The sequence below is a fragment of the Streptococcus sp. 11273D007BT genome (assembly GCF_053547195.1).
This window is the reverse complement of record NZ_JBPWPE010000001.1, coordinates 197,407-217,573: the sequence shown is the minus strand read 5'-3', so window position 1 is coordinate 217,573 and position 20,167 is coordinate 197,407. Positions and strand designations below refer to the sequence as shown.

Annotated in this window: 18 protein-coding genes, 12 tRNA genes, 1 rRNA gene and 2 pseudogenes; 13 read left to right on the top strand and 20 right to left on the bottom strand. The window is 38.1% G+C overall.

Features of this window, described 5'->3' with window-relative positions; all coding sequences use genetic code 11:
• Positions 1-69: 69 nt before the first annotated feature.
• Together rpoB and pbp1b are read right to left on the bottom strand one after the other, a co-directional pair.
• Complete coding sequence (gene rpoB / locus ACEE75_RS01315; protein ID WP_427895850.1) at positions 70-3,639, bottom strand: DNA-directed RNA polymerase subunit beta; 3,570 nt, start codon at positions 3,637-3,639, stop codon at positions 70-72.
• A gap of 268 nt (positions 3,640-3,907) precedes the next feature.
• A complete protein-coding gene (gene pbp1b, locus ACEE75_RS01310) occupies positions 3,908-6,259 on the bottom strand; it encodes a penicillin-binding protein PBP1B (protein ID WP_447574188.1) in 2,352 nt (783 codons plus the stop codon).
• A gap of 104 nt (positions 6,260-6,363) precedes the next feature.
• Between pbp1b and tyrS the strand changes: the two genes are divergently transcribed.
• The 4 genes and pseudogenes from tyrS to ACEE75_RS01290 all read left to right on the top strand — a co-directional run bounded on the left by tyrS (position 6,364) and on the right by ACEE75_RS01290 (position 8,405).
• Positions 6,364-7,620, top strand: a complete 1,257-nt coding sequence (tyrS, locus tag ACEE75_RS01305) for a tyrosine--tRNA ligase (RefSeq protein ID WP_449164821.1) — start codon at positions 6,364-6,366, stop codon at positions 7,618-7,620.
• A 9-nt stretch (positions 7,621-7,629) separates the two neighbouring features.
• Positions 7,630-7,914 (top strand): hypothetical protein, encoded by a 285-nt coding sequence (locus ACEE75_RS01300; RefSeq protein WP_449164822.1) that lies wholly within the window; start codon positions 7,630-7,632, stop codon positions 7,912-7,914.
• A gap of 5 nt (positions 7,915-7,919) precedes the next feature.
• Positions 7,920-8,000: pseudogene (locus tag ACEE75_RS01295) on the top strand (TMEM175 family protein); the annotation flags it as partial.
• Between the two features lie 36 nt (positions 8,001-8,036).
• Positions 8,037-8,405 (top strand): hypothetical protein, encoded by a 369-nt coding sequence (locus ACEE75_RS01290; RefSeq protein WP_449164823.1) that lies wholly within the window; start codon positions 8,037-8,039, stop codon positions 8,403-8,405.
• 102 nt (positions 8,406-8,507) lie between these two features.
• On the opposite strand, the gene ACEE75_RS01285 is transcribed toward ACEE75_RS01290, so the two are convergent.
• The 3 genes from ACEE75_RS01285 to ACEE75_RS01275 are packed head-to-tail and all read right to left on the bottom strand — an operon-like array spanning position 8,508 to position 10,461.
• Positions 8,508-9,317 (bottom strand): metal ABC transporter permease, encoded by an 810-nt coding sequence (locus ACEE75_RS01285; RefSeq protein WP_447575276.1) that lies wholly within the window; start codon positions 9,315-9,317, stop codon positions 8,508-8,510.
• Positions 9,314-10,018 carry a metal ABC transporter ATP-binding protein gene (locus ACEE75_RS01280; RefSeq protein ID WP_354369186.1) on the bottom strand — a complete coding sequence of 235 codons (705 nt, stop codon included), beginning with the start codon at positions 10,016-10,018 and terminating at the stop codon, positions 9,314-9,316. The genes ACEE75_RS01285 and ACEE75_RS01280 overlap by 4 nt, the downstream gene beginning before the upstream one ends.
• Positions 10,015-10,461 (bottom strand): zinc-dependent MarR family transcriptional regulator, encoded by a 447-nt coding sequence (locus tag ACEE75_RS01275; RefSeq protein WP_354369188.1) that lies wholly within the window; start codon positions 10,459-10,461, stop codon positions 10,015-10,017. Before ACEE75_RS01275 ends, ACEE75_RS01280 begins: the two co-directional genes overlap by 4 nt.
• A gap of 320 nt (positions 10,462-10,781) precedes the next feature.
• Here ACEE75_RS01275 and ACEE75_RS01270 point away from each other — a divergent pair.
• Positions 10,782-11,731: pseudogene (locus ACEE75_RS01270) on the top strand (IS30 family transposase).
• Between the two features lie 150 nt (positions 11,732-11,881).
• Here ACEE75_RS01270 and ispE read toward each other — a convergent pair.
• Both ispE and ACEE75_RS01260 read right to left on the bottom strand, forming a co-directional pair.
• Positions 11,882-12,730, bottom strand: a complete 849-nt coding sequence (ispE, locus tag ACEE75_RS01265; protein ID WP_447575280.1) for a 4-(cytidine 5'-diphospho)-2-C-methyl-D-erythritol kinase — start codon at positions 12,728-12,730, stop codon at positions 11,882-11,884.
• Between the two features lie 405 nt (positions 12,731-13,135).
• Positions 13,136-13,570 (bottom strand): Rrf2 family transcriptional regulator, encoded by a 435-nt coding sequence (locus ACEE75_RS01260; RefSeq protein WP_447575277.1) that lies wholly within the window; start codon positions 13,568-13,570, stop codon positions 13,136-13,138.
• Positions 13,571-13,747: 177 nt separating this feature from the next.
• Between ACEE75_RS01260 and ACEE75_RS01255 the strand changes: the two genes are divergently transcribed.
• From ACEE75_RS01255 to ACEE75_RS01220, 8 genes are all read left to right on the top strand, one after another.
• Positions 13,748-14,383, top strand: a complete 636-nt coding sequence (locus tag ACEE75_RS01255; RefSeq protein WP_024398851.1) for an NAD(P)-dependent oxidoreductase — start codon at positions 13,748-13,750, stop codon at positions 14,381-14,383.
• An 85-nt stretch (positions 14,384-14,468) separates the two neighbouring features.
• The gene (locus ACEE75_RS01250) at positions 14,469-15,248 is read left to right on the top strand and encodes a protein-ADP-ribose hydrolase (RefSeq protein ID WP_024398850.1); all 780 of its coding nucleotides are present in this window, start codon (positions 14,469-14,471) and stop codon (positions 15,246-15,248) included.
• Entirely contained in the window at positions 15,193-16,101 is a 909-nt protein-coding gene (locus tag ACEE75_RS01245; protein ID WP_447575278.1) for an SIR2 family NAD-dependent protein deacylase, read from the top strand. Before ACEE75_RS01250 ends, ACEE75_RS01245 begins: the two co-directional genes overlap by 56 nt.
• A gap of 268 nt (positions 16,102-16,369) precedes the next feature.
• Positions 16,370-16,633 (top strand): hypothetical protein, encoded by a 264-nt coding sequence (locus ACEE75_RS01240; protein ID WP_449173555.1) that lies wholly within the window; start codon positions 16,370-16,372, stop codon positions 16,631-16,633.
• Positions 16,634-16,726: 93 nt separating this feature from the next.
• A complete protein-coding gene (locus tag ACEE75_RS01235) occupies positions 16,727-16,909 on the top strand; it encodes a DUF3173 family protein (RefSeq protein ID WP_013642633.1) in 183 nt (60 codons plus the stop codon).
• A gap of 14 nt (positions 16,910-16,923) precedes the next feature.
• On the top strand, positions 16,924-18,060 hold the full coding sequence (locus ACEE75_RS01230) for a tyrosine-type recombinase/integrase (RefSeq protein WP_018030887.1): 1,137 nt from the start codon (positions 16,924-16,926) through the stop codon (positions 18,058-18,060).
• A gap of 56 nt (positions 18,061-18,116) precedes the next feature.
• Positions 18,117-18,485, top strand: a complete 369-nt coding sequence (locus ACEE75_RS01225; RefSeq protein ID WP_018030888.1) for a type II toxin-antitoxin system RelE/ParE family toxin — start codon at positions 18,117-18,119, stop codon at positions 18,483-18,485.
• Positions 18,472-18,747 (top strand): helix-turn-helix domain-containing protein, encoded by a 276-nt coding sequence (locus ACEE75_RS01220; protein ID WP_449164825.1) that lies wholly within the window; start codon positions 18,472-18,474, stop codon positions 18,745-18,747. The genes ACEE75_RS01225 and ACEE75_RS01220 overlap by 14 nt, the downstream gene beginning before the upstream one ends.
• A gap of 153 nt (positions 18,748-18,900) precedes the next feature.
• On the opposite strand, the gene ACEE75_RS01215 is transcribed toward ACEE75_RS01220, so the two are convergent.
• The 13 genes from ACEE75_RS01215 to rrf all read right to left on the bottom strand — a co-directional run bounded on the left by ACEE75_RS01215 (position 18,901) and on the right by rrf (position 20,057).
• Positions 18,901-18,984 (bottom strand) — tRNA-Leu (locus tag ACEE75_RS01215).
• 8 nt (positions 18,985-18,992) lie between these two features.
• A tRNA-Gln gene (locus ACEE75_RS01210) sits at positions 18,993-19,064 on the bottom strand.
• 5 nt (positions 19,065-19,069) lie between these two features.
• Positions 19,070-19,142, bottom strand: a tRNA-His gene (locus tag ACEE75_RS01205).
• Between the two features lie 11 nt (positions 19,143-19,153).
• Positions 19,154-19,224 (bottom strand) — tRNA-Trp (locus ACEE75_RS01200).
• Between the two features lie 3 nt (positions 19,225-19,227).
• Positions 19,228-19,308, bottom strand: a tRNA-Tyr gene (locus ACEE75_RS01195).
• Between the two features lie 16 nt (positions 19,309-19,324).
• Positions 19,325-19,397: transfer RNA gene (locus ACEE75_RS01190), tRNA-Phe, on the bottom strand.
• A gap of 17 nt (positions 19,398-19,414) precedes the next feature.
• Positions 19,415-19,488 (bottom strand) — tRNA-Met (locus tag ACEE75_RS01185).
• 12 nt (positions 19,489-19,500) lie between these two features.
• Positions 19,501-19,590, bottom strand: a tRNA-Ser gene (locus ACEE75_RS01180).
• Positions 19,591-19,598: 8 nt separating this feature from the next.
• Positions 19,599-19,670 (bottom strand) — tRNA-Glu (locus ACEE75_RS01175).
• 11 nt (positions 19,671-19,681) lie between these two features.
• Positions 19,682-19,755 (bottom strand) — tRNA-Ile (locus ACEE75_RS01170).
• A gap of 32 nt (positions 19,756-19,787) precedes the next feature.
• Positions 19,788-19,858, bottom strand: a tRNA-Gly gene (locus ACEE75_RS01165).
• 6 nt (positions 19,859-19,864) lie between these two features.
• Positions 19,865-19,937: transfer RNA gene (locus tag ACEE75_RS01160), tRNA-Val, on the bottom strand.
• 4 nt (positions 19,938-19,941) lie between these two features.
• Positions 19,942-20,057 (bottom strand): 5S ribosomal RNA (rrf, locus tag ACEE75_RS01155).
• Between the last annotated feature and the right edge of the window lie 110 nt (positions 20,058-20,167).

Below are 20,167 nucleotides of genomic sequence, written 5' to 3'. Positions count from 1 at the left end.
TCTAAACTATTTCTTCATAACTAAATCAGACAGAAGAGAGTTTTTCCTCTCTTCTATCTTTAGTTAGCGTTAGTCTCTTTTCTCTTCTTCGCTTGCAAATTCAGCAGCTTCACGCGCTTGCTTTTCACGTGCTTTTTCAAGATCATCAACGTGCATCACGTCATCATCTTCTCCTTCATCAAGATCACGAAGTTCTACTTCATTATCATCTTCATCAAGGACACGCATATCAAGACCGAGTGATTGCAATTCTTTAACAAGAACGCGGAATGATTCTGGTACACCAGGTTTTGGAATTGGCTTACCTTTTGTAATGGCTTCATAGGCTTTCAAACGACCAGTCACATCATCTGACTTGTAAGTCAAGATTTCTTGAAGAACATTTGATGCACCATAAGCCTCAAGAGCCCAAACCTCCATCTCACCGAAACGCTGTCCACCAAACTGAGCTTTACCTCCGAGTGGCTGTTGTGTGACAAGTGAGTATGGTCCGACTGAACGGGCATGGAGTTTATCATCAACCATGTGGTGGAGCTTGATCATGTACATGACCCCAACAGACACACGGTTATCAAAAGGCTCACCTGTACGACCATCATAAAGGACTGTCTTAGCATCTGAATCCATACCTGCTTCACGAACAGTGTCCCAAAGATCCTCTGATGAAGCTCCATCAAAGACTGGTGTAGCAACATGAATGCCCAAGTTACGTGCAGCCATACCTAAGTGAAGTTCCATAACCTGACCGATGTTCATACGTGATGGTACCCCAAGAGGGTTCAGCATGATATCCACTGGTGTTCCGTCTGGAAGATACGGCATATCCTCAACAGGTACAATACGTGACACGACACCCTTGTTACCGTGACGACCGGCCATCTTATCTCCAACTTTGATTTTACGTTTTTGAGCGATGTAAACACGCACCAGCATATTGACACCAGATTGTAGTTCATCACCATTAGCACGTGTAAAGATTTTAACATCACGAACAACACCATCACCACCGTGTGGAACACGAAGTGATGTATCACGTACTTCACGTGACTTATCTCCAAAGATGGCATGTAATAAGCGCTCTTCGGCTGAGAGGTCCTTTTCACCTTTAGGCGTTACTTTACCAACAAGAATATCGCCCTCTTTAACCTCTGCACCAATACGAATAATTCCCATTTCATCGAGATCTTTAAGGGCTTCTTCACCAACGTTTGGAATTTCACGCGTAATTTCTTCAGGTCCTAACTTAGTATCACGTGTTTCACTTTCAAACTCCTCCAGGTGAACAGATGTGTAAACATCTTCTTTCACCAATCGTTCACTCATGATAACAGCATCCTCAAAGTTATAACCTTCCCAAGTCATGTAAGCGACAATTGGGTTTTGACCAAGAGCCATCTCACCTTTTTCCATGGAAGGACCATCTGCGATAAAGTCACCTTTTTCAACAATATCTCCCTCTTTAACCAAGGTACGTTGGTTATAGGCAGTACCAGAGTTAGAACGACGGAATTTTGTCACTTTGTAAACATCAAGTGAGCCATCCTCACGACGAACTTCAACACGATCAGCATCAGAATAGATAACTTTACCAGCATGTTGCGCAATCACAGCTGCTCCTGAATCATGTGCAGCTTGATATTCCATACCTGTACCAACATACGGTGCTTGTGGGTTGATCAATGGAACCGCCTGACGTTGCATGTTGGCACCCATGAGGGCACGGTTAGAGTCATCGTTTTCAAGGAAAGGAATACATGCTGTCGCAACCGCAACTACCTGTTTAGGTGAAACATCCATATAATCTACAACACTTGATGGGAATTCTTGGTTATTACCTTGATGACGTCCCATAACGATTTCCTCTGCAAAAGTACCATCTTCATTTAGTTTTGAATTAGCCTGTGCAACAGTGTATTCATCTTCTTCATCGGCTGTCAACCATACAATCTCATTTGTTACGGCACGCGTTTCTGGGTCAACCTTACGATACGGTGTTTGGATAAAGCCGTATTTGTTTAAATGACCATAAGACGACAAGTTGTTAATCAAACCAATGTTTGGTCCCTCAGGTGTCTCAATGGGACACATACGACCATAGTGAGTATAGTGAACGTCTCGAACTTCATATCCCGCACGATCACGTGTCAAACCTCCAGGTCCTAAGGCTGATAAACGACGTTTGTGAGACAACTCAGAAAGTGGGTTATGTTGGTCCATGAACTGTGACAACTGTGATGAACCAAAGAACTCTTTAATAGCTGCTGTAACTGGACGGATGTTAATGATTTGCTGTGGCGTCAAAACATCATTATCTTGCACAGACATACGCTCACGAACGTTACGTTCCATACGTGCAAGACCAATACGGAATTGGTTAGCAAGGAGCTCACCAACGGCACGAATGCGACGATTTCCTAGATGGTCGATATCATCCACTTTTCCAAGACCTTCTGCTAAGTTCAAGAAGTAGTTGATTTCAGCTAAGATATCAGCAGGAGTTACGATACGAACTTTATCATCTGGATTACCATTACCGATAATGGTGATGACGCGATCTGGATCATTTGGTGCCACCACTTTAAATTTTTGAAGGATAACCGGCTCTGTTAAAACAGCATAATCATTTGGAGTATAAACTAATTTATTCAAATCTCCATCCAAATGCTCTGCAATAGAATCAATGACTTTGCGTGTCATCACAGTTCCTGCCTCAACAAGAATCTCTCCTGTTTCAGGATCCACCAAATTCTCTGCAATCGTTTGGTTTAAAAGACGGGTCTTGACACTAAGCTTTTTATTGATTTTATAGCGTCCAACTGCTGCCAAATCATAACGACGTGCATCAAAGAATCGAGCTATCAACAAACTACGTGAACTATCGGCAGTTTTAGGCTCTCCTGGACGAAGACGTTCATAAATTTCTTTAAGTGCTTCATCTGTGCGAGAATCATTTGGATTTTTATGCGTATCTTTTTCAATCGTGTTACGAACCAAGTCGCCATCACCAAAGATATCAATAATTTCGTCGTCACCTGAAAAACCAAGTGCTCGCACAAGTGTTGTAAATGGAATTTTACGAGTGCGATCAATACGCGTATAAGCAATATCTTTTGAGTCAGTTTCTAATTCCAACCAAGCTCCACGGTTTGGGATAACAGTTGAGCCGTAACCGACCTTCCCATTTTTATCCACTTTATCATGGAAATAAACACCTGGTGAGCGAACCAACTGCGATACAATAATACGCTCAGCACCATTGATAATAAATGTTCCCATCTCTGTCATCAATGGGAAATCTCCAAAGAACACTTCCTGCGTCTTAATCTCTCCCGTTTCCTTGTTCACTAAGCGGAAAGTGACAAAAATTGGGGCTGAATAGTTTGCATCATGAGCACGCGCTTCTTCTAGAGTATATTTAGGCTCTTTTAGCTCATAACCAACAAATTCAAGCTCCATAGTGTCTGTAAAGTTTGACACTGGAAGCACATCTTCAAATACCTCTTTCAAACCTTGATCAAGGAAATCTTGGAATGAATCGGTTTGAATTTCAATCAAGTTTGGTAAATCAAGAACTTCTTTGATTCTTGAAAAGCTACGACGTGTACGGTGTTTCCCGTATTGAACTTCATGTCCTGCCAAGTTTTTAGCTCCTTTTTCTCTCAAAAATTTACTGAATCAGTAAACCACTATTTTCCAATTCTTTGTCCTAATTGTGAATTTTTAGAATCTTTATTTTTATGTTACAAAACATCATTTTCCTAAAAATAGGCACAAAAAGAGCAGCTAAATCTCCTTTATGAAAGTTTGATTTAACTGCTGTAAGCCCTGATTGGACAATATTTCAATCAAAGCAGACGACAAATACTCCATAGTATTATACCCTATTTTGATCATTTTGACAAGATTTCTAGTTGTTATTTGTAGAGGAACTTGAGGTACGAGATGACCTTGTGCTACTTGAGTTAGATGAGCCAACAATACTAGCCCACGCGCTTTGACGATCAGCATCTGTCCCACCAATCATAAAGTCATAAGTGGTAACAGGTGCGCCATTTTTTGCCCAATAACTAGTGGTTGTTTCTCCATTAACGGTTACGCTCCGTCCATTGACTGAGACAGTTCCTGGTTTTTGTCCTGTTGACTTGAGAACCGTTGATTTAATCACGCTATCATCTAGCTGGAACTTCTGTCCAATTCCAAAAATGTTACTATCTGCTTGGTAAATACTATTAACCAAATTAGAGACATAGCGCGCTTGATTGCTATAAGAGGTTGAGGACATTGGCGTATTGTCATCATGTCCTGTCCATGATCCTAGAGTCACCGTTGGAGTTGATAACATTAACCATGAGTCAACATAGGTATTACTTGTCCCCGTTTTACCAACCCAATCAGCACCTGCTAAAGTTGGATTAATCGATTTTAGATTATCTAAGAAAGGAGTCGTTGTCCCAGAGGTAATCACACCACGCATTAGGTCAACCATGATAGTCGCTGCCGCTGCTGAATAAACTTGGGTTGGAGTTGTATCGTACTCATAAATAACTGTCCCATCAGCTGCCGTAATTTTATCTACCATATGTTTCTCGTGATATTCCCCTTTATTCGCCAGAGTTTGGTAGCCATTAGTTTGTTGAGCAACAGTCATATCAGCTCCCCCACCCATTGGGAGACTTTCAATACTATAATCTGGGATGTCATAGCCCATTTTTTCCATGTAGCCTTGAACATTGACACCACTGGATTGAAGCAATTTATACGTCCAAAAAGTAGGGATATTCCAAGACGTATTTAAAGCATCTTGAAGTGTCATGGCAGCTGTCCCCTTACTATCGTCGTGCATAATAGATTCCCCGCTAGAGAAGGTTGTCGGATAATTCGACAAAATACTTGCTGATCCCATTAAGCCTTGATCAATAGCTGGTGCATATGCCAAAATTGGCTTAATACTTGAACCTGGTGAGCGTTCCGTATCAAATGCATGGTTATTTTGGTTAGTGCTATAATCACGACCGCCAACAAAACCTAGAATAGCTCCTGTGCTATTATCCATAAGAACATTTCCCATTTCAACAGTACCGGTCCCATCATCCAAAAGACTACCATATTGAGCTGCTGCTGTCTGCATAGCTTCGTAAATCCCTTTATTAATGGTTGTAGAAACGGTATAGCCTCCTAAACGTAGGGCTTGGGCTGCTTTTTCCACATATGAACTTTGAACATCTTCATTTTTCAAATCAGCTTCTGAAACATTATCTTCCTTGATCAGATAGTCATACATGATTGTCTGTGCTTCAGAGAAGACCTCATGGTAAAGATAATCATGGCTAACAGCCTCTGCAGCTTCTGGTTGTCTAAAGTCCTGTTTTATATCATATGCTTTGTAACTTTCATAGTCTGATTGAGACAATACTCCTGCACGATACATACTGTATAAAACATTTTGTGAGCGTTTGATTCCTAAAGCCATTTCCTCATCACTTTTAAAACTACCATCAGCATTATAAGGAGAATAGACGATTGGACTTTGTGGCAATCCGGCTAAAAATGCGGCTTGTGGAAGCGTTAAATCTGCAGCAGATTTTCCGAAAATCCCTTGAGCAGCTTCTTCGATCCCAGCAATATTACGCCCTTGATAATTACGCCCAAAAGGAGAGACATTAAGGTAATCGGTTAAAATATTATCCTTATCCGTATAGCGTTCCAGGGCTAAAGCATAGATAATTTCTTTCGATTTACGACTGAAAGTAGGATCATCTCCTAACACCTGTTGTTTGATTAATTGTTGCGTCAAAGTTGATCCACCACTGGTTTCACCCAAGCCAAGAACAGAGGTTAAAGTTGCTCTAAACACTGCCTTAGGCACTACACCATTATGGCTTTCAAAATTTTCATCCTCAGTTGCAATAACAGCTTTTTTGACATTTTCTGAAATAGCAGAGCTTTCAACTGGAGTACGTAATAAATCGGTATCAATATTCGCAATCAAACTCCCATCAGAGTAATTCATTTTTGAAATACGGGTCAAGGCATCAACCTGTGATACCAAAGACGTCTTACTTGGAATCTTGACATTTTCAATTTGGCTACCAAGATAGCCAAAAGCCATCCCCAGCCCTAACATAAATAATAAAAGTAATAACACATGAACGAAGTTAGACATCAACTTCATTGTCCGTAAAATAATAGCTCCAATATCTGACAAAGTAAACCTGTCCTTTGATTCTTTAGGAGCGGATGATTTTTTTAATTTAGACATAAAAACACCTCATTTTACATTATAGCAAAATTGCGAAAACCTTGCACTCACCAAGTTTTTTCTGCTATAATGGTCTAGAAACATTATAGAAATGGAGAAAGCTCATGAATATTTTCGAAGAACTCAAAGCACGTGGCTTGGTCTTTCAAACGACTGATGAAGAAGCCCTAGTAAAAGCATTAACAGAAGGGCAAGTATCCTATTATTCTGGCTACGACCCAACTGCCGACAGCCTGCATTTGGGGCATTTGGTACCAATCCTCGTCTGCCGTCACTTGCAATTAGCAGGGCACAAACCTTACGCTCTAGTTGGTGGAGCTACTGGTCTGATCGGTGATCCCTCTTTCAAAGACGCAGAGCGCAGCCTTCAAACCAAAGAAACGGTAGAGGGATGGGTTACTAAAATCCAAGGTCAACTCTCTCGTTTCCTCAATTTTGAAAATGGTGACAATAAAGCCGAAATGGTTAACAACTACGACTGGTTTGGAACTATTAGCTTTATCGACTTCTTACGTGATGTCGGAAAATACTTTACCGTTAACTACATGATGAGTAAAGACTCTGTCAAAAAACGTATCGAAACAGGGATTTCTTACACCGAATTCGCCTACCAAATCATGCAAGGCTATGATTTTTACGAACTCAATCGTACCCATAATGTTACCCTCCAAATCGGTGGTTCTGACCAATGGGGCAACATGACAGCAGGTACTGAATTGCTTCGCCGTAAAGCAGATAAAATAGGACATGTCATGACTGTTCCACTCATCACAGACTCAACTGGAAAGAAATTTGGTAAATCAGAAGGTAACGCCGTTTGGTTAGATGCCGATAAAACATCTCCTTACCAAATGTACCAGTTCTGGCTCAATGTCATGGACGATGATGCTGTCCGTTTCTTGAAAATCTTTACTTTCTTATCCCTTGATGAGATTGCAGAGATTGAGGAACAATTTAACGCTGCCCGTCATGAACGTTTAGCCCAAAAAATCTTGGCTAAAGAAGTTGTAACACTTGTACACGGTGAGGAAGCTTACAAGCAAGCTCTCAACATCACAGAGCAACTATTTGCAGGAAATATCAAAAACCTCTCTGCTAAGGAACTTAAACAAGGTCTTAGCAATGTACCAAACTACGCCGTACAAGCTGACGATAACCTTAATATCGTCGACATCTTAGTGACTGCTGGTATTAGTCCATCTAAGCGCCAAGCTCGAGAAGATGTCCAAAACGGTGCCATCTACATCAATGGAGAACGTGTACAAGATCTAGATTACAGCCTTTCTGACAGTGACAAGATTGACAACGAATTAACAGTTATCCGCCGTGGGAAGAAAAAATATTCTGTCTTGACCTACTAGGAGAACGACATGCAGAAGGTGAAAGAAAAGACAGAAAAACAAAAGGATTGGAATGACTACTTTGAACAAATGGCACAAGAGGCCAGCCTCCTTCATCCCGAGTTAGAGAAGCTATCTGCCAAGGAACGGCAAAAGGCTCTAGAACAAGTCTATCACGATGATAAAATACGTCGTGCCAAACGCTTGAAAGAACATATAGAGGTCTTCTCTGATGCTGTTATCGGAGTGATTATCACCATGATGTTATTAGAAATTCCGCTACCAAGCGATACCATTGATTTACATCATTTTTAACAGGTATCCTTATCTTCTTTGTATCCTTTTTCATCGTAGCGGATTTTTGGTATGATAACCACAAGATTCTCGGCCAGATTGAACATGCAACTAGCAAAATCTTAATTGTTCAATTCAATTTTATGGCAACACTTGCTCTCATTCCCCTCTTTACAAGATGGATGATGGAAGGTATTACAACAAGTGCAGTTGTTGGATATGGTATTGTCACGATTGCAGTCAATCTTTGCCAGTCAATCTTAAATTATTTTGTCATACAAGAAAAGTTTTCTGGAACGACTTACACGCGCAAATTTGCCTCTGTCGCTCATTTACGTCAACTACTAACAGTTGCTATTTTCAACCTTACAGTTATTATATTTGCCTACTTTAACCCAACAGTTGCCTTTTATTTCTATATCTTAAGGCCAATAGTCTCCTTCTTAGGAGCTGCTTTCTTTGAAAAGAAACGCCAAGAACGACGAGAAAAATTTAAATCCCTTTACCAATAAAACGAGAGCCAAATAGCTCTCGTTTTTATTATACTCTGTTGCATAAAGAAAGAGATAGGATGAAGATCCGACCTCTCACCATTTTATATTACCAAACTTACGTTAGATTTTTAGTAGTCGATTAACTAGACTCACAAAAACAAATAAAATAATCAAAATCATAGTAATCGTGGCGCTAGCAGGAGTCTCAGCCCAGTAAGACAAGAAGATTCCTCCAATCATGGCAATCACACTAATCAACATCCCAATAAAAATAACAGCCTTAAAACTCCGACCCAATCTCATAGCAATACTAGCTGGTAAAACCATGATAGTAGAAACAAGTAATGCTCCCGCTGCTGGTATCATTAAGGCGATTGCAACACCAGTCACAATATTAAAGGCAATTGACATCGCCCGAACTGGTAATCCATCAACAAAAGCAGTGTCTTCATCAAAAGTTAAAATATACATGGGACGAATAAATAAAAATGTCAGTAGAACAATAGTAGCTGCAATAAGAAATAAAGCTATTACTTGTTCTTGACTAATCGTAATAACAGAGCCAAACAAATATTGATCCAAACTTAAACTGCTAGAATTATCTGCCTTACTCATAATAATAAGAGATAATGCCAGTCCCATCGACATCAAAATAGCTGTTGAAATTTCCATGTAATGCTTATAAACTGTTCTCAGATACTCCAGCACAATTGCTGCAATAACAACAACTATAATAGTCGTCCAAGTGGGAGAAACTCCTAAAACCACACCAACAGCCACACCTGATAAAGAAACATGGCTTAAGGTATCACTCATCAAGCTCTGGCGACGCAAAATCAAAAAAATTCCTAATATAGGCGCAAAAATGCTCATAGCAGCCACAGCCAGCAAAGCTCGCTGCATAAAATCATAAGCTAAAATATCCATCATGCTTCCTCACCTCTTTCATCTCTATCGTGGACATTAAAACAACGCCATGGTAGATCTTGATTTCGTACGAGGTGGATATTACGATTAGTGTAATCACTCACTTCATCGGGATCATGTGTGATCATCAAAACAGATTTTCCATGATTTTTCACACTATGTGACATCAATTGATAAAATGTTTTTGCCGTACCAGCATCCATTCCCGTTGTTGGTTCATCTAGCACAAAAATATCGGGATCACTGGCAAACATACGTGCAATCACGACACGTTGTTTTTGACCACCACTAAGAGCACCAATTCGCTTATGACGATTTTCCCACATTCCAACTGATTCTAAACTAACTTTGATATGCTCTTCATCATGTTGCGTCAACCGTCGAAACCAGCCCTGTCTAGGGTAGCGTCCAGATTTAACAAATTCATAAACTGTCGAAGGGAAGCCGGCATTAAAGCTAGCAATTTGTTGTGGCAAATAAGCAATGCGCAATTTTTTTCCACTAGTATTGTGCTTTGCAATTTCAACCAAACCTACCTTAGGTTTTAAGATTCCCAAAGTCGCTTTAATCAAGGTAGATTTTGCCGCACCATTTTCTCCTGTTAAAGTAACAAACTCCCCACTATCCAAATGATAATTAATATGCTCTAATACAGGATCAGCATCATATTGAAATGACAAATCTGTTACAGTTATATATCTCATGATTCCCCTAACTCCTTACTTAAATCATCTAAAAATCGATAAATAATACTCTTTTCACTATTTGAATATCTTTTTAACAATTCCCCATATGCTCCCAAAGTCTCCTCGTGATGATGACGATGCTCTTCTGCAATAGGTCTCGCTTCATCCGTCAACACAAAATATGTCACTCGAGCATCCTTAGTATCCTTCTGAGTCTCTAAAAGCCCCATACGCACTAAAGATTTTACTGCCTTAGTCACAGCTGCCTGAGAAATATGTAAATGTTTCGCCAGCTCCGAGTTAGTCAACTGCTTTTCAGATAATAGCATTAAAATATGCTCCTGAGTATTGGTCACCTTAACGTCACTACGACAATCTCCAATCAACAGCTCATGTTGATTTTCAGCCTTTAACAAAATATAATTCAGCGTCTGATCCAATTTAATTGATAATTTTTCCACAGCCTATTTCCTTAACCAGTTAATTTAATACTCCTACATCATAACATAAAAATAGTAAGGTAGCAATGATGTTTCGTCTATTTCTTGCTCTCTGAGTGTAAAAATAGGCAAAAGTAATTTTGAAAGATCAACTACTTATTAGTAATAGTAGTTCTGACAATCAATCCCTAAGTCACACAAGTTCTCAAAACTAAGTATTCTTATTTAAAACTCTACCTCTTTTTTCAAATCCCAATTTGTAAAATTAAGCTAGACAGAAAAAAGCCATCTATGTTAGGTTCAGATAAACTACCACATTTGTCTGAAAGGAACTAACATAAATGACCTACACTCATGAACCACAAATGAACTCGTCATGATAGAGGCTTACTACAAAGAAGGTATAAAAGTTACAGATATCATGATAGCTCTTGGAAGATCAAAGCAGGCCGTCTATCATGTTATCAACTTTCTCAAAGACGGACATTCTGCCTACGACTATTATGAACACTATAAAGCCAATAAGAAACGCTGCGGTCGGAGGAAAATAAGTCTGTCGCAAGCAGAAAAAGACGTTATTCAAACTTATTTAGATCGAAGCTGGAGCCTTGATGTCATTAAAGGAACTTATCCAGATAGGATTTCTTGTTCTAGGAGAACTCTCTATCGGCTAGCAGACCCTGGTATTTTCAAGAAGGAAGACCTCCCTTGAAAAGGAAAACGAAAACCAAATGGTTATAGCAAAAAAAGTGGAAAACAAGCCTTTCGCAGAGATTTACGGGAAAGAGCTGAACTCTATCCTGATTTTCATTCAGAGTTCGGACACCTAGAAGGAGATACCATTGTTGGCGAGAAACACAAAAGTGCGGTCATTACCTTAGTAGAACGCCTCTCAAAAGCCATCATTACACTGAAAACTAAGGGACGAAAAGCAAGTGATATTGAGGAAGCCATCAATCAATGGCTGTCTCAAGTTCCCAGTCATCTCTTTAAGTCGATTACTTTTGATTGTGGGAAAGAGTTTTCCAATTGGAAGTCTATTTCGAATGCACATGACGTTAATATTTTCTTTGCCGATCCAGGTTGTCCCGGTCAACGAGGTCTCAATGAACACTCCAATGGTTTACTAAGACTAAACGGATTGCCTAACCAGAAGGATTTTACCTATATTTCGCGGCAAGTTTTATCAGCTATAGCTGATAAGAGGAATAAGATTCCTATAAAGTCTTTGAATTATCAAACACCATACCAAGTTTTTCTGAGTTACGTGAAAAAGTCTAGCTTAATTTGACAATTTGGGAATTTTAGTCCCTACCAATTAACAAGTAAATTCTGAAAATCACAGCTGCCTCAGACAATTGCCGTGAGATAGGTTCTCACGACTCAGTAGTATTACCTATAATCGACTTCTCTATTTCTAACTATAAGACTTAAACTTCTTTTAAAGTGTTCTGACTTTATACACTTCTTTACAAAAGCCTCTCATACTATTTACTACACGATTAGCTTGCTTCTCACTACGACAAACAGCAAAAACTGTCGGACCACTTCCTGTCATCAAAGCCACATCTGCCCCAGCTTCTACCATTTTCTCCTTAATACGATTAATAAAGGGTTTCTTAGCAATACTAATAGATTCAAGGGAATTCCCCATGTAATTCACCATGGCATCATAATCTTTTTCTAAAATAGAAACTCTTAAATTTTCAATATCAACATGGCTTAGAGAATCCATACTTAGATTAGAAAAAACTGTTCGTGTTGAAATACCAAAATTTGGCTTGACTAATACTACCCAAAATTTAGGAACACATTCTAAAAGTGATACCTCATTACCCCAACCTGAGACTAATGCGCACCCACCATATATGCAATAAGGAACATCTGTTCCAATTTTTCCACCAATTTCAGCTAACTCTTCCAACGACAAATTTAAGTTCCACAATTCATTTAAAGCGCGTAAAGTTGCCGCAGCATTACTAGAACCTCCTCCCATACCAGCACAAACCGGTATTTTTTTCTCTAACACTATTTTAACACCCGATGTAATATTATACTTCTCCTTAAGTAATTGACAGGCCTTATAAACATCATTTTTAGAATCCGAAGGAATTCGAGTAGAATTAGTTTCAATCACAATCTCATCTTCACTCAAGCTAGAAACCATAACATAATCATTCAGATCAACACTCATCATAATCATTGATAGTTCGTGAAGCCCATCTTGTCGCTTACCAACAATATCCAAACCGAGATTTATTTTTGCTGGTGCCTTCTCAATAACCTGCATCTCATATTTGTCCTCCATCAAGTAATATTTTCCATTATAACAAATTATCATTCTTTATAGTAGCCCCAAGCAAACATCAACTTATTATCTCGTACAGTTGATAATGAGGCAAAATAACTAACGAGCAAATTAGAACTAGTAGTATTAACAGTAAACAAAAGAAACGCTGTTTTTTACAGCGTTTCTTTTATTTAAACTATACCGGCGGCCGGGGTCGAACCGGCACGTCCTTAAGGACACTGGATTTTGAGTCTAACATTATTAGTTTTAAATATCAGAAATATTGATTTTATAAGCTTTTTTCTATAATATGTTTTTAAACTTAGTATCACTTCCAAATTTTAGATACTTTTTAGTAACTATAAAATGCTAGAAAGTATACTCCTTATTAAAAAGAGTTTTGGACTAGTTTTGTGCGATTTTATTATCCATATCCGTAATAAGAGAGGCTAAATTAATTGCCTTTAATGATTGTAGAAATTGGGTGTGAATCTCATTTAGACGGGGATCAAGAACAGAGTGAACAACACGCCCAACTTCACAATTTGGATTGGTATCATCATGTGGTTTAAAAATGGTTTTATGAGGATCTTCAACAGCTAAAAAAATATCCCAGAGAGTAAGGTCTTCTGGTTGTTTTGTTAAATGAGCTCCACCTATTCCAGCTTCAACTTTTACAAGCCCAGATTTTTGTAATTTTCCTAATAAGTTTCGGACAATTACGGGATTAGTTTGAATACTGTTAGCAAGAAAAGTAGAAGTTACCTTCTCTTTATTTTCAAAATGATATATAGCTAGTAGGATATGAACTGAAGTAGCTAATCGTGTAGAATATGGCATCTTTTCTTCCTTCTTTAATTTTCTTATACTAATTATATCATATTTTCGATGTAACAAAAAAAGTTACAACTTTTTCGGTGTAACTATTGACATTACATCTAAAACTTGCTATACTGTGAACATAGGTTGTAACAATTATGATTACATCTAATAAATAAATTTTTGGAGGAAAAAATAATGTCAAAAGTTGCAGTAATTAGTTCAAATGGTCGTGTTGCTCGTTTAATCATCGAAGAGCTTGTAGGTCGTGGATACGATGTTACAGGTTTTAGTCGTGAAGAAACAAACGCTTCAAAAGCGCAAACATATATTCAAAAAGACTTATTTGCCATCACAAAGGAAGATGTAGCTGATTTTGAAGTTGTCGTTAGCGCATTTGGTACTTGGGCTCCTGAAACTCTTCATCTGCATGTTGAAGTGATTAATCACTTATCAGATATCATGGCTAATTCAGATGCTCGTTTTGTAGTTGTCGGTGGTGCAGGTAGCTTATATGTTGATCCAGAGCTAACCGTTCAATTGGTAGATACTCCAGATTTTCCGAAAGAATACTATGCACTTGCTAAAGCACAAACGGATGCACTTGATGTTCTTCGCAAACGCAATGATGTCAAATGGACATTTGTCAGCCCAGCTGCAGACTTCCAAGCCGAAGGTGAGCGTACAGGTCAATATATTCTTGCAGGTGATCAATTCACATTAAATGAACGGGGTGAAAGTATCCTTAGTTATGCTGATTACGCTCTTGCTTTTGCAGACGAAATCGAAAAAGGGAACCACATCCAAGAACGTATCAGTATCGTTCGTAAATAATCAATAAAAGCAGAGTACTTTGATAATAAAAAGCGAGATTGAGATTTTCTCAGTCTCGCTTTAACAATTAATTAAGGAGGGAATAATGAACCAAGAACAAAGGCGATTGTATTTAATAAAGATACTCTTATCAGAAAAAGCAGAATATGCAGGTATAGTAATCCCTGATGAAGTTGAACAGCAAAAAGTACTTTTACGAGCTTTGGTTAACGTTCGCCCACCAGAAACTGTGTCAGCTGAGTTTTTAGATATTCAAAATGCCTACCTTCAAGAAGAGTTAACACAAAAAACAGTCACAAAATTGACTGATTTGACTCCGAGTTCTGGTCAATTATACCTATGGAGAGGTGATATTACGACCTTAAAAGTAGATGGCATTGTTAATGCTGCTAATAGCCAACTTTTGGGTTGTTTTTATCCGAATCACAAGTGTATTGATAATGCTATTCATACTTTTGCAGGTGTTCAATTACGGCAGGAATGTTATCGGCAGATGAAAGAGCAAGGACACTTAGAAAAGACGGGTGAGGCGAAGATAACCCCTGCTTATAATTTGCCGAGTCAATCTGTTTTACATACAGTTGGGCCTATTGTTGATGGTGGATTACGATCTCATCATGAAAAAGATTTAATGAGTAGTTATCGCTCTTGTTTAGAATTAGCAGATGCTAATGGTTTAAACAGTTTAGCATTTTGCTGTATTTCAACAGGAGAATTTCATTTTCCACATGAGAGAGCAGCAGAACTGGCAGTAGCAACTGTTCAAGAATATTTAAAAGAGACAGATAGCAAGATGAAGGTGGTATTCAATGTTTTTAAAGAAGAAGATGAAAAAATCTACAAAAGATTACTCGGAGCAAATTAATGACATCGTAAAAAAATTAGAAAAAGCAGATGCTGTTCTCATTGGTATTGGCGCAGGATTATCAGCCTCTGCAGGTCTAACTTATTATGGTGAACGTTTTGAACACTATTTTTCTGATTTTAAAGAAAAGTATGGTATCGAAGACATGTATTCTGGTGGCTTTTATCCTTTTGCTACAAAGGAAGAATATTGGGCATGGTGGAGTCGTCATATTTTTATTAATCGCTATGAAGCACCAGTTGGTCAACCCTATATCGATTTATTAGACATTGTTAAACATAAGGATTATTTTATTTTATCAACGAATGTCGATCATCAAGTACAAAAAGCGGGATTTGATAAAAAAAGGTTTTTTTATACACAAGGGGATTATGGTTTAATGCAATGTTCGGTTCCTTGTCATTATACCAACTATGACAACAAAGAGTTGATTTATCAGATGGTTGAATCTGAAATGGAAATGAAAATCTCTTCTAATCTTATACCAACTTGTCCTAGGTGTGGTGCTCCTATGACGAATAATCTAAGGATAGATAATCGTTTTGTTGAAGATGAAGGATGGCATAAAGCTCAAAAAAGGTATAGCGAATTTTTGGAAGAAAATAGCAAAAAAGCAATCATTTATTTAGAACTTGGTGTAGGCATGAATACACCAGGTATCATTAAATATCCTTTTTTGCAAATGACCTATACTAATCCCCAAGCAACGTTTATTACATTAAATCAAGAAACGTTTACATATCCTGATGAACTTTCAAAGCAATTAATACAGCTTAATGGTGATATTGGTAAAAATCTACAAGCAATTCGCCAAAGAATAGAATCAAAATCTATAAGTAATTATGTAAACTAAAAAGAGTTTGGGACAAAACTAGTCCTAGCCCCAAGCTCTTTTTTAGTTTTTTTGTTTGAGAATTTTTTCGGTTTATAGTATATGTTATTGTAATAAAATACCATCACTTTATAAAGTTTTCAATAATTATTTATCTTTTAATATAGACCCCTTAAACAAATCACATCTATCTGCTCGCTATAAAAATAAGTTAGTCATTGGTCGGATAATTATCATCACCAATTATAAATCACTTAAAAGTTTCTTTGGTAAAATTCAGCATGAAGATTTGAATCAGTATATTAGACGGTTTAACAATGTCCTTGAAATTTCTAAGAAGAATGAGAAATCGGAAAAGGACAGATTCTTCAATCTATCACAAATTCAAGAATTGAGAGAAGCTCATGACTATTTAGGAGAATCATCACTACTTTTTGGAGAAGAAAAAGTTTATTCAACTGATGATAAAGAAGCATTTATCAATCATGTGTTAGAATACTATATCTTTCCCAGAATATTACCCGAAACAAAAAGCGCCCCTCTAGACCAATAAAAGGAAACGCTTTTAGCTCTTAGGACAAAAGGGAGCGACAACTCCCCTTAGCTTGTCCTTATTATAACATAATTTATAAGAAGAACAACTATTATGATTACAACTGTTACAAAAGATGACCTTGTTGCCCTTGGTTTTTCCGAAGGAACTTCTCGACAAATTATCCGTAAAGGAAAACTTGTCTTGATTGAACGAGGCTTTCCCATTTATAACAATAAACGAATTGGTACTATTCCTGCGACTATCGTAGAAGAGCTTCTTAATATCAAATTTTAGAAAGCAGTAGAGCTATGGTCGTTAAAAAGAATGGAAATAACGGATGGTTGGTTGATGTTAGTAATGGTTTTAATCCTGTCACTTTAAAGCAAAGACGAATTATTCGTAAAGGTTTTAAAACAAAGAAAGAGGCTCTTGAAGCAGAACAATATTTACGAAGTGTCGAACTTAAAGAACGCTACTTTGGGGCAAAAATAACCATGGATATGTTATATGCCTTTCTTAGAGAAGAAGACATTATTAATCATAGAAAACAAAGTTACATTAACACACAAGAAAATAATTATAATCGTCATATTAAGCATTACTTTGAAAAAGTCGCTGATGTCAGTAAGCTACAATATGATGATTTCTATGATTTTAGAGAACATCTCACTGTAACAATTTCTAAAAATACAAAAAAGCCTTTGAGTTCAAACACTATTAATAAAATCATGATTTTACTAAAGAAGATTATGGATGTCGGTGTTCGCAAGGGATTCTATCCTTCTAACCCCGTAATACTTATCAAAAAACTGCCTATTAATAAGCCAAAGCTAAACTATTGGACTATTTCAGAATTTAAAGACTTTTTAGAATTATTTACTCCAGAAGAATATCACTATCAACTATTATTTAAAGTTTTATACTTCACTGGCATGCGACTAGGAGAGGTTTTGGCTCTTAATTGGAATGATATTGATTTTTCCAGAAATACAATAGCTGTTTCAAAGTCAGTCTACTTCAAAAAAGGAGTTAGTTATATCAGTACCCCTAAAACAAAAGCTAGTATTAGGCAGATTGTCATTAACGCTAAATTAATGAACGAACTAGAAGTATGGCAGCAAAAACAATATGAGTTGCTGAAGCAATTTTCAAATGATAATTGCACAGATTTACAACTATTTCAAGATAGTCCTATTCCAATTACTAAAGATAGTATTGAAAAGTATTATCATAGTGTATTAAAACGTAATCCTAAGCTTAAAAAAATAAGAATACATGATTTAAGACATTCCCATGCTTCACTTTTAATCAACCAAGGCGAAGATTACCTTGTTGTCAAAGAACGTCTCGGACATGCGTCTATAACAACTACAATTGACACTTACTCACATTTATATCCAAGTAAACAAGTTGCATTGGCAGATAAACTTGATAGTTTGTTTTAAATCGTTGGGAAAAATCATTTGTGTTTTTGAACAATATATGCTATCATGGAGGTACAATGAAGAAGCCGATATTTGAATTCTATACAAGACCGAATGGTCATAATGAATTTGTAGAGTTTTATAAATCCTTACCACAGAAAGATAGAGAAAAACTACTGGCAACTATTAGCATGATACAAGAACATGGGCTATTAACAGCTCAACGTATGGAGTGGATAAAGAAATTAAATAGTGATATTTTTGAAATCCGTTCCAAGGTATCATCTAATATCCAACGTGCCCTTTATTTTCACGCTGTAGATAATAGATATATTATTACACATGGATTTACCAAAAAAACTCAAAAAACGCCAATTACTGAAATTAAAAAGGCACAGCTCATCAAAAAAGAATTTGAAGGGGAACAAAAGAATGAAAACTATTAAATTTGATGATTTCTTAAATGAACAACTTAAAGATAATTCTTTTAAAGAGGGTTACCAAGCTGAAAAAGCTATTCTACAGAGTGCACTTGCTGTTGCCAATGCTCGCTCAAAAGCAGGCTTAACTCAACGTCAACTTTCAGAGTTATCGCATGTTCCTCAATCAACTATCGCTCGAATTGAAAGAGGTCATAATACCAGCATTGAAACTATGAGTAAACTAGCTGTAGCTCTTAACCAAGAATTAAAAATTAGTATTAGTTAGTTTATTTTAAAGAGAAGAAAGATGAAATTTCTTCTCTTTTTTGATGCCTAAAATTACCAACCAAAAAATAAACTAGAAATTTTTAGTAACTTTAGTCTCAAATTTTGAAAAAAAAAGAAAAGACAAGGCTCACGAACCTTGTCAAATCAACTATACCGGCGGCCGGGGTCGAACCGGCACGTCCTTGCGGACACTGGATTTTGAGTCCAGCGCGTCTGCCAATTCCGCCACGCCGGCATAAGTAACTGGGGTAGCTGGATTCGAACCAACGCATGAGGGAGTCAAAGTCCCTTGCCTTACCGCTTGGCTATACCCCAATAAAGGCGAGTGAGGGGAATCGAACCCCCGAATGTCAGAGCCACAATCTGATGTGTTAACCACTTCACCACACCCGCCATAGTTATTACACGGACAGTAGGAATTGAACCCACACTGAAGGTTTTGGAGACCTTAGTTCTACCTTTAAACTATGCCCGTATATGGAAAGAGAGGGATTCGAACCCCCGAACCCGAAGGAGCGGATTTACAGTCCGCCGCGTTTAGCCTCTTCGCTATCTTTCCAAATATTAAATTATAATGGCGCGAGACGGAATCGAACCGCCGACACATGGAGCTTCAATCCATTGCTCTACCAACTGAGCTACCGAGCCATGTCCACAATAGGATATTGCGGGAGCAGGATTTGAACCTACGACCTTCGGGTTATGAGCCCGACGAGCTACCTAGCTGCTCCATCCCGCGATGTAGAAATAAAGGAGGATGTGGGATTCGAACCCACGCACGCTTTTACACGCCTGACGGTTTTCAAGACCGTTCCCTTCAGCCGGACTTGGGTAATCCTCCAAATTTTATAGTCCGTACGGGATTCGAACCCGTGTTACCGCCGTGAAAAGGCGGTGTCTTAACCCCTTGACCAACGGACCATATCATATAATGGGCACGAGTGGACTCGAACCACCGACCTCACGCTTATCAGGCGTGCGCTCTAACCACCTGAGCTACGCGCCCAAGCAATATGCTTGGATAGAACAAAGTGTTCAAGCGGGTGACGAGAATCGAACTCGCGACAACAGTTTGGAAGACTGTAGTTTTACCACTAAACTACACCCGCATATTATGGGAGTTAACGGGATCGAACCGCTGACCCTCTGCTTGTAAGGCAGATGCTCTCCCAGCTGAGCTAAACTCCCCTTTGCTAAGCGACTTCCTTATCTCACAGGGGGCAACCCCCAACTACATCAGGCGTACTAGGGCTTAACTGCTGTGTTCGGCATGGGAACAGGTGTATCTCCTAGGCTATCGTCACTTAACTATCGAATGGTTTGACCACTCAAAATTGAATATCTATACTCTATCAAGAAAACCGCACGCTGTCAATACTGACTTCGTTGAATTTTATCAATTGTATTCGAACTAAAAA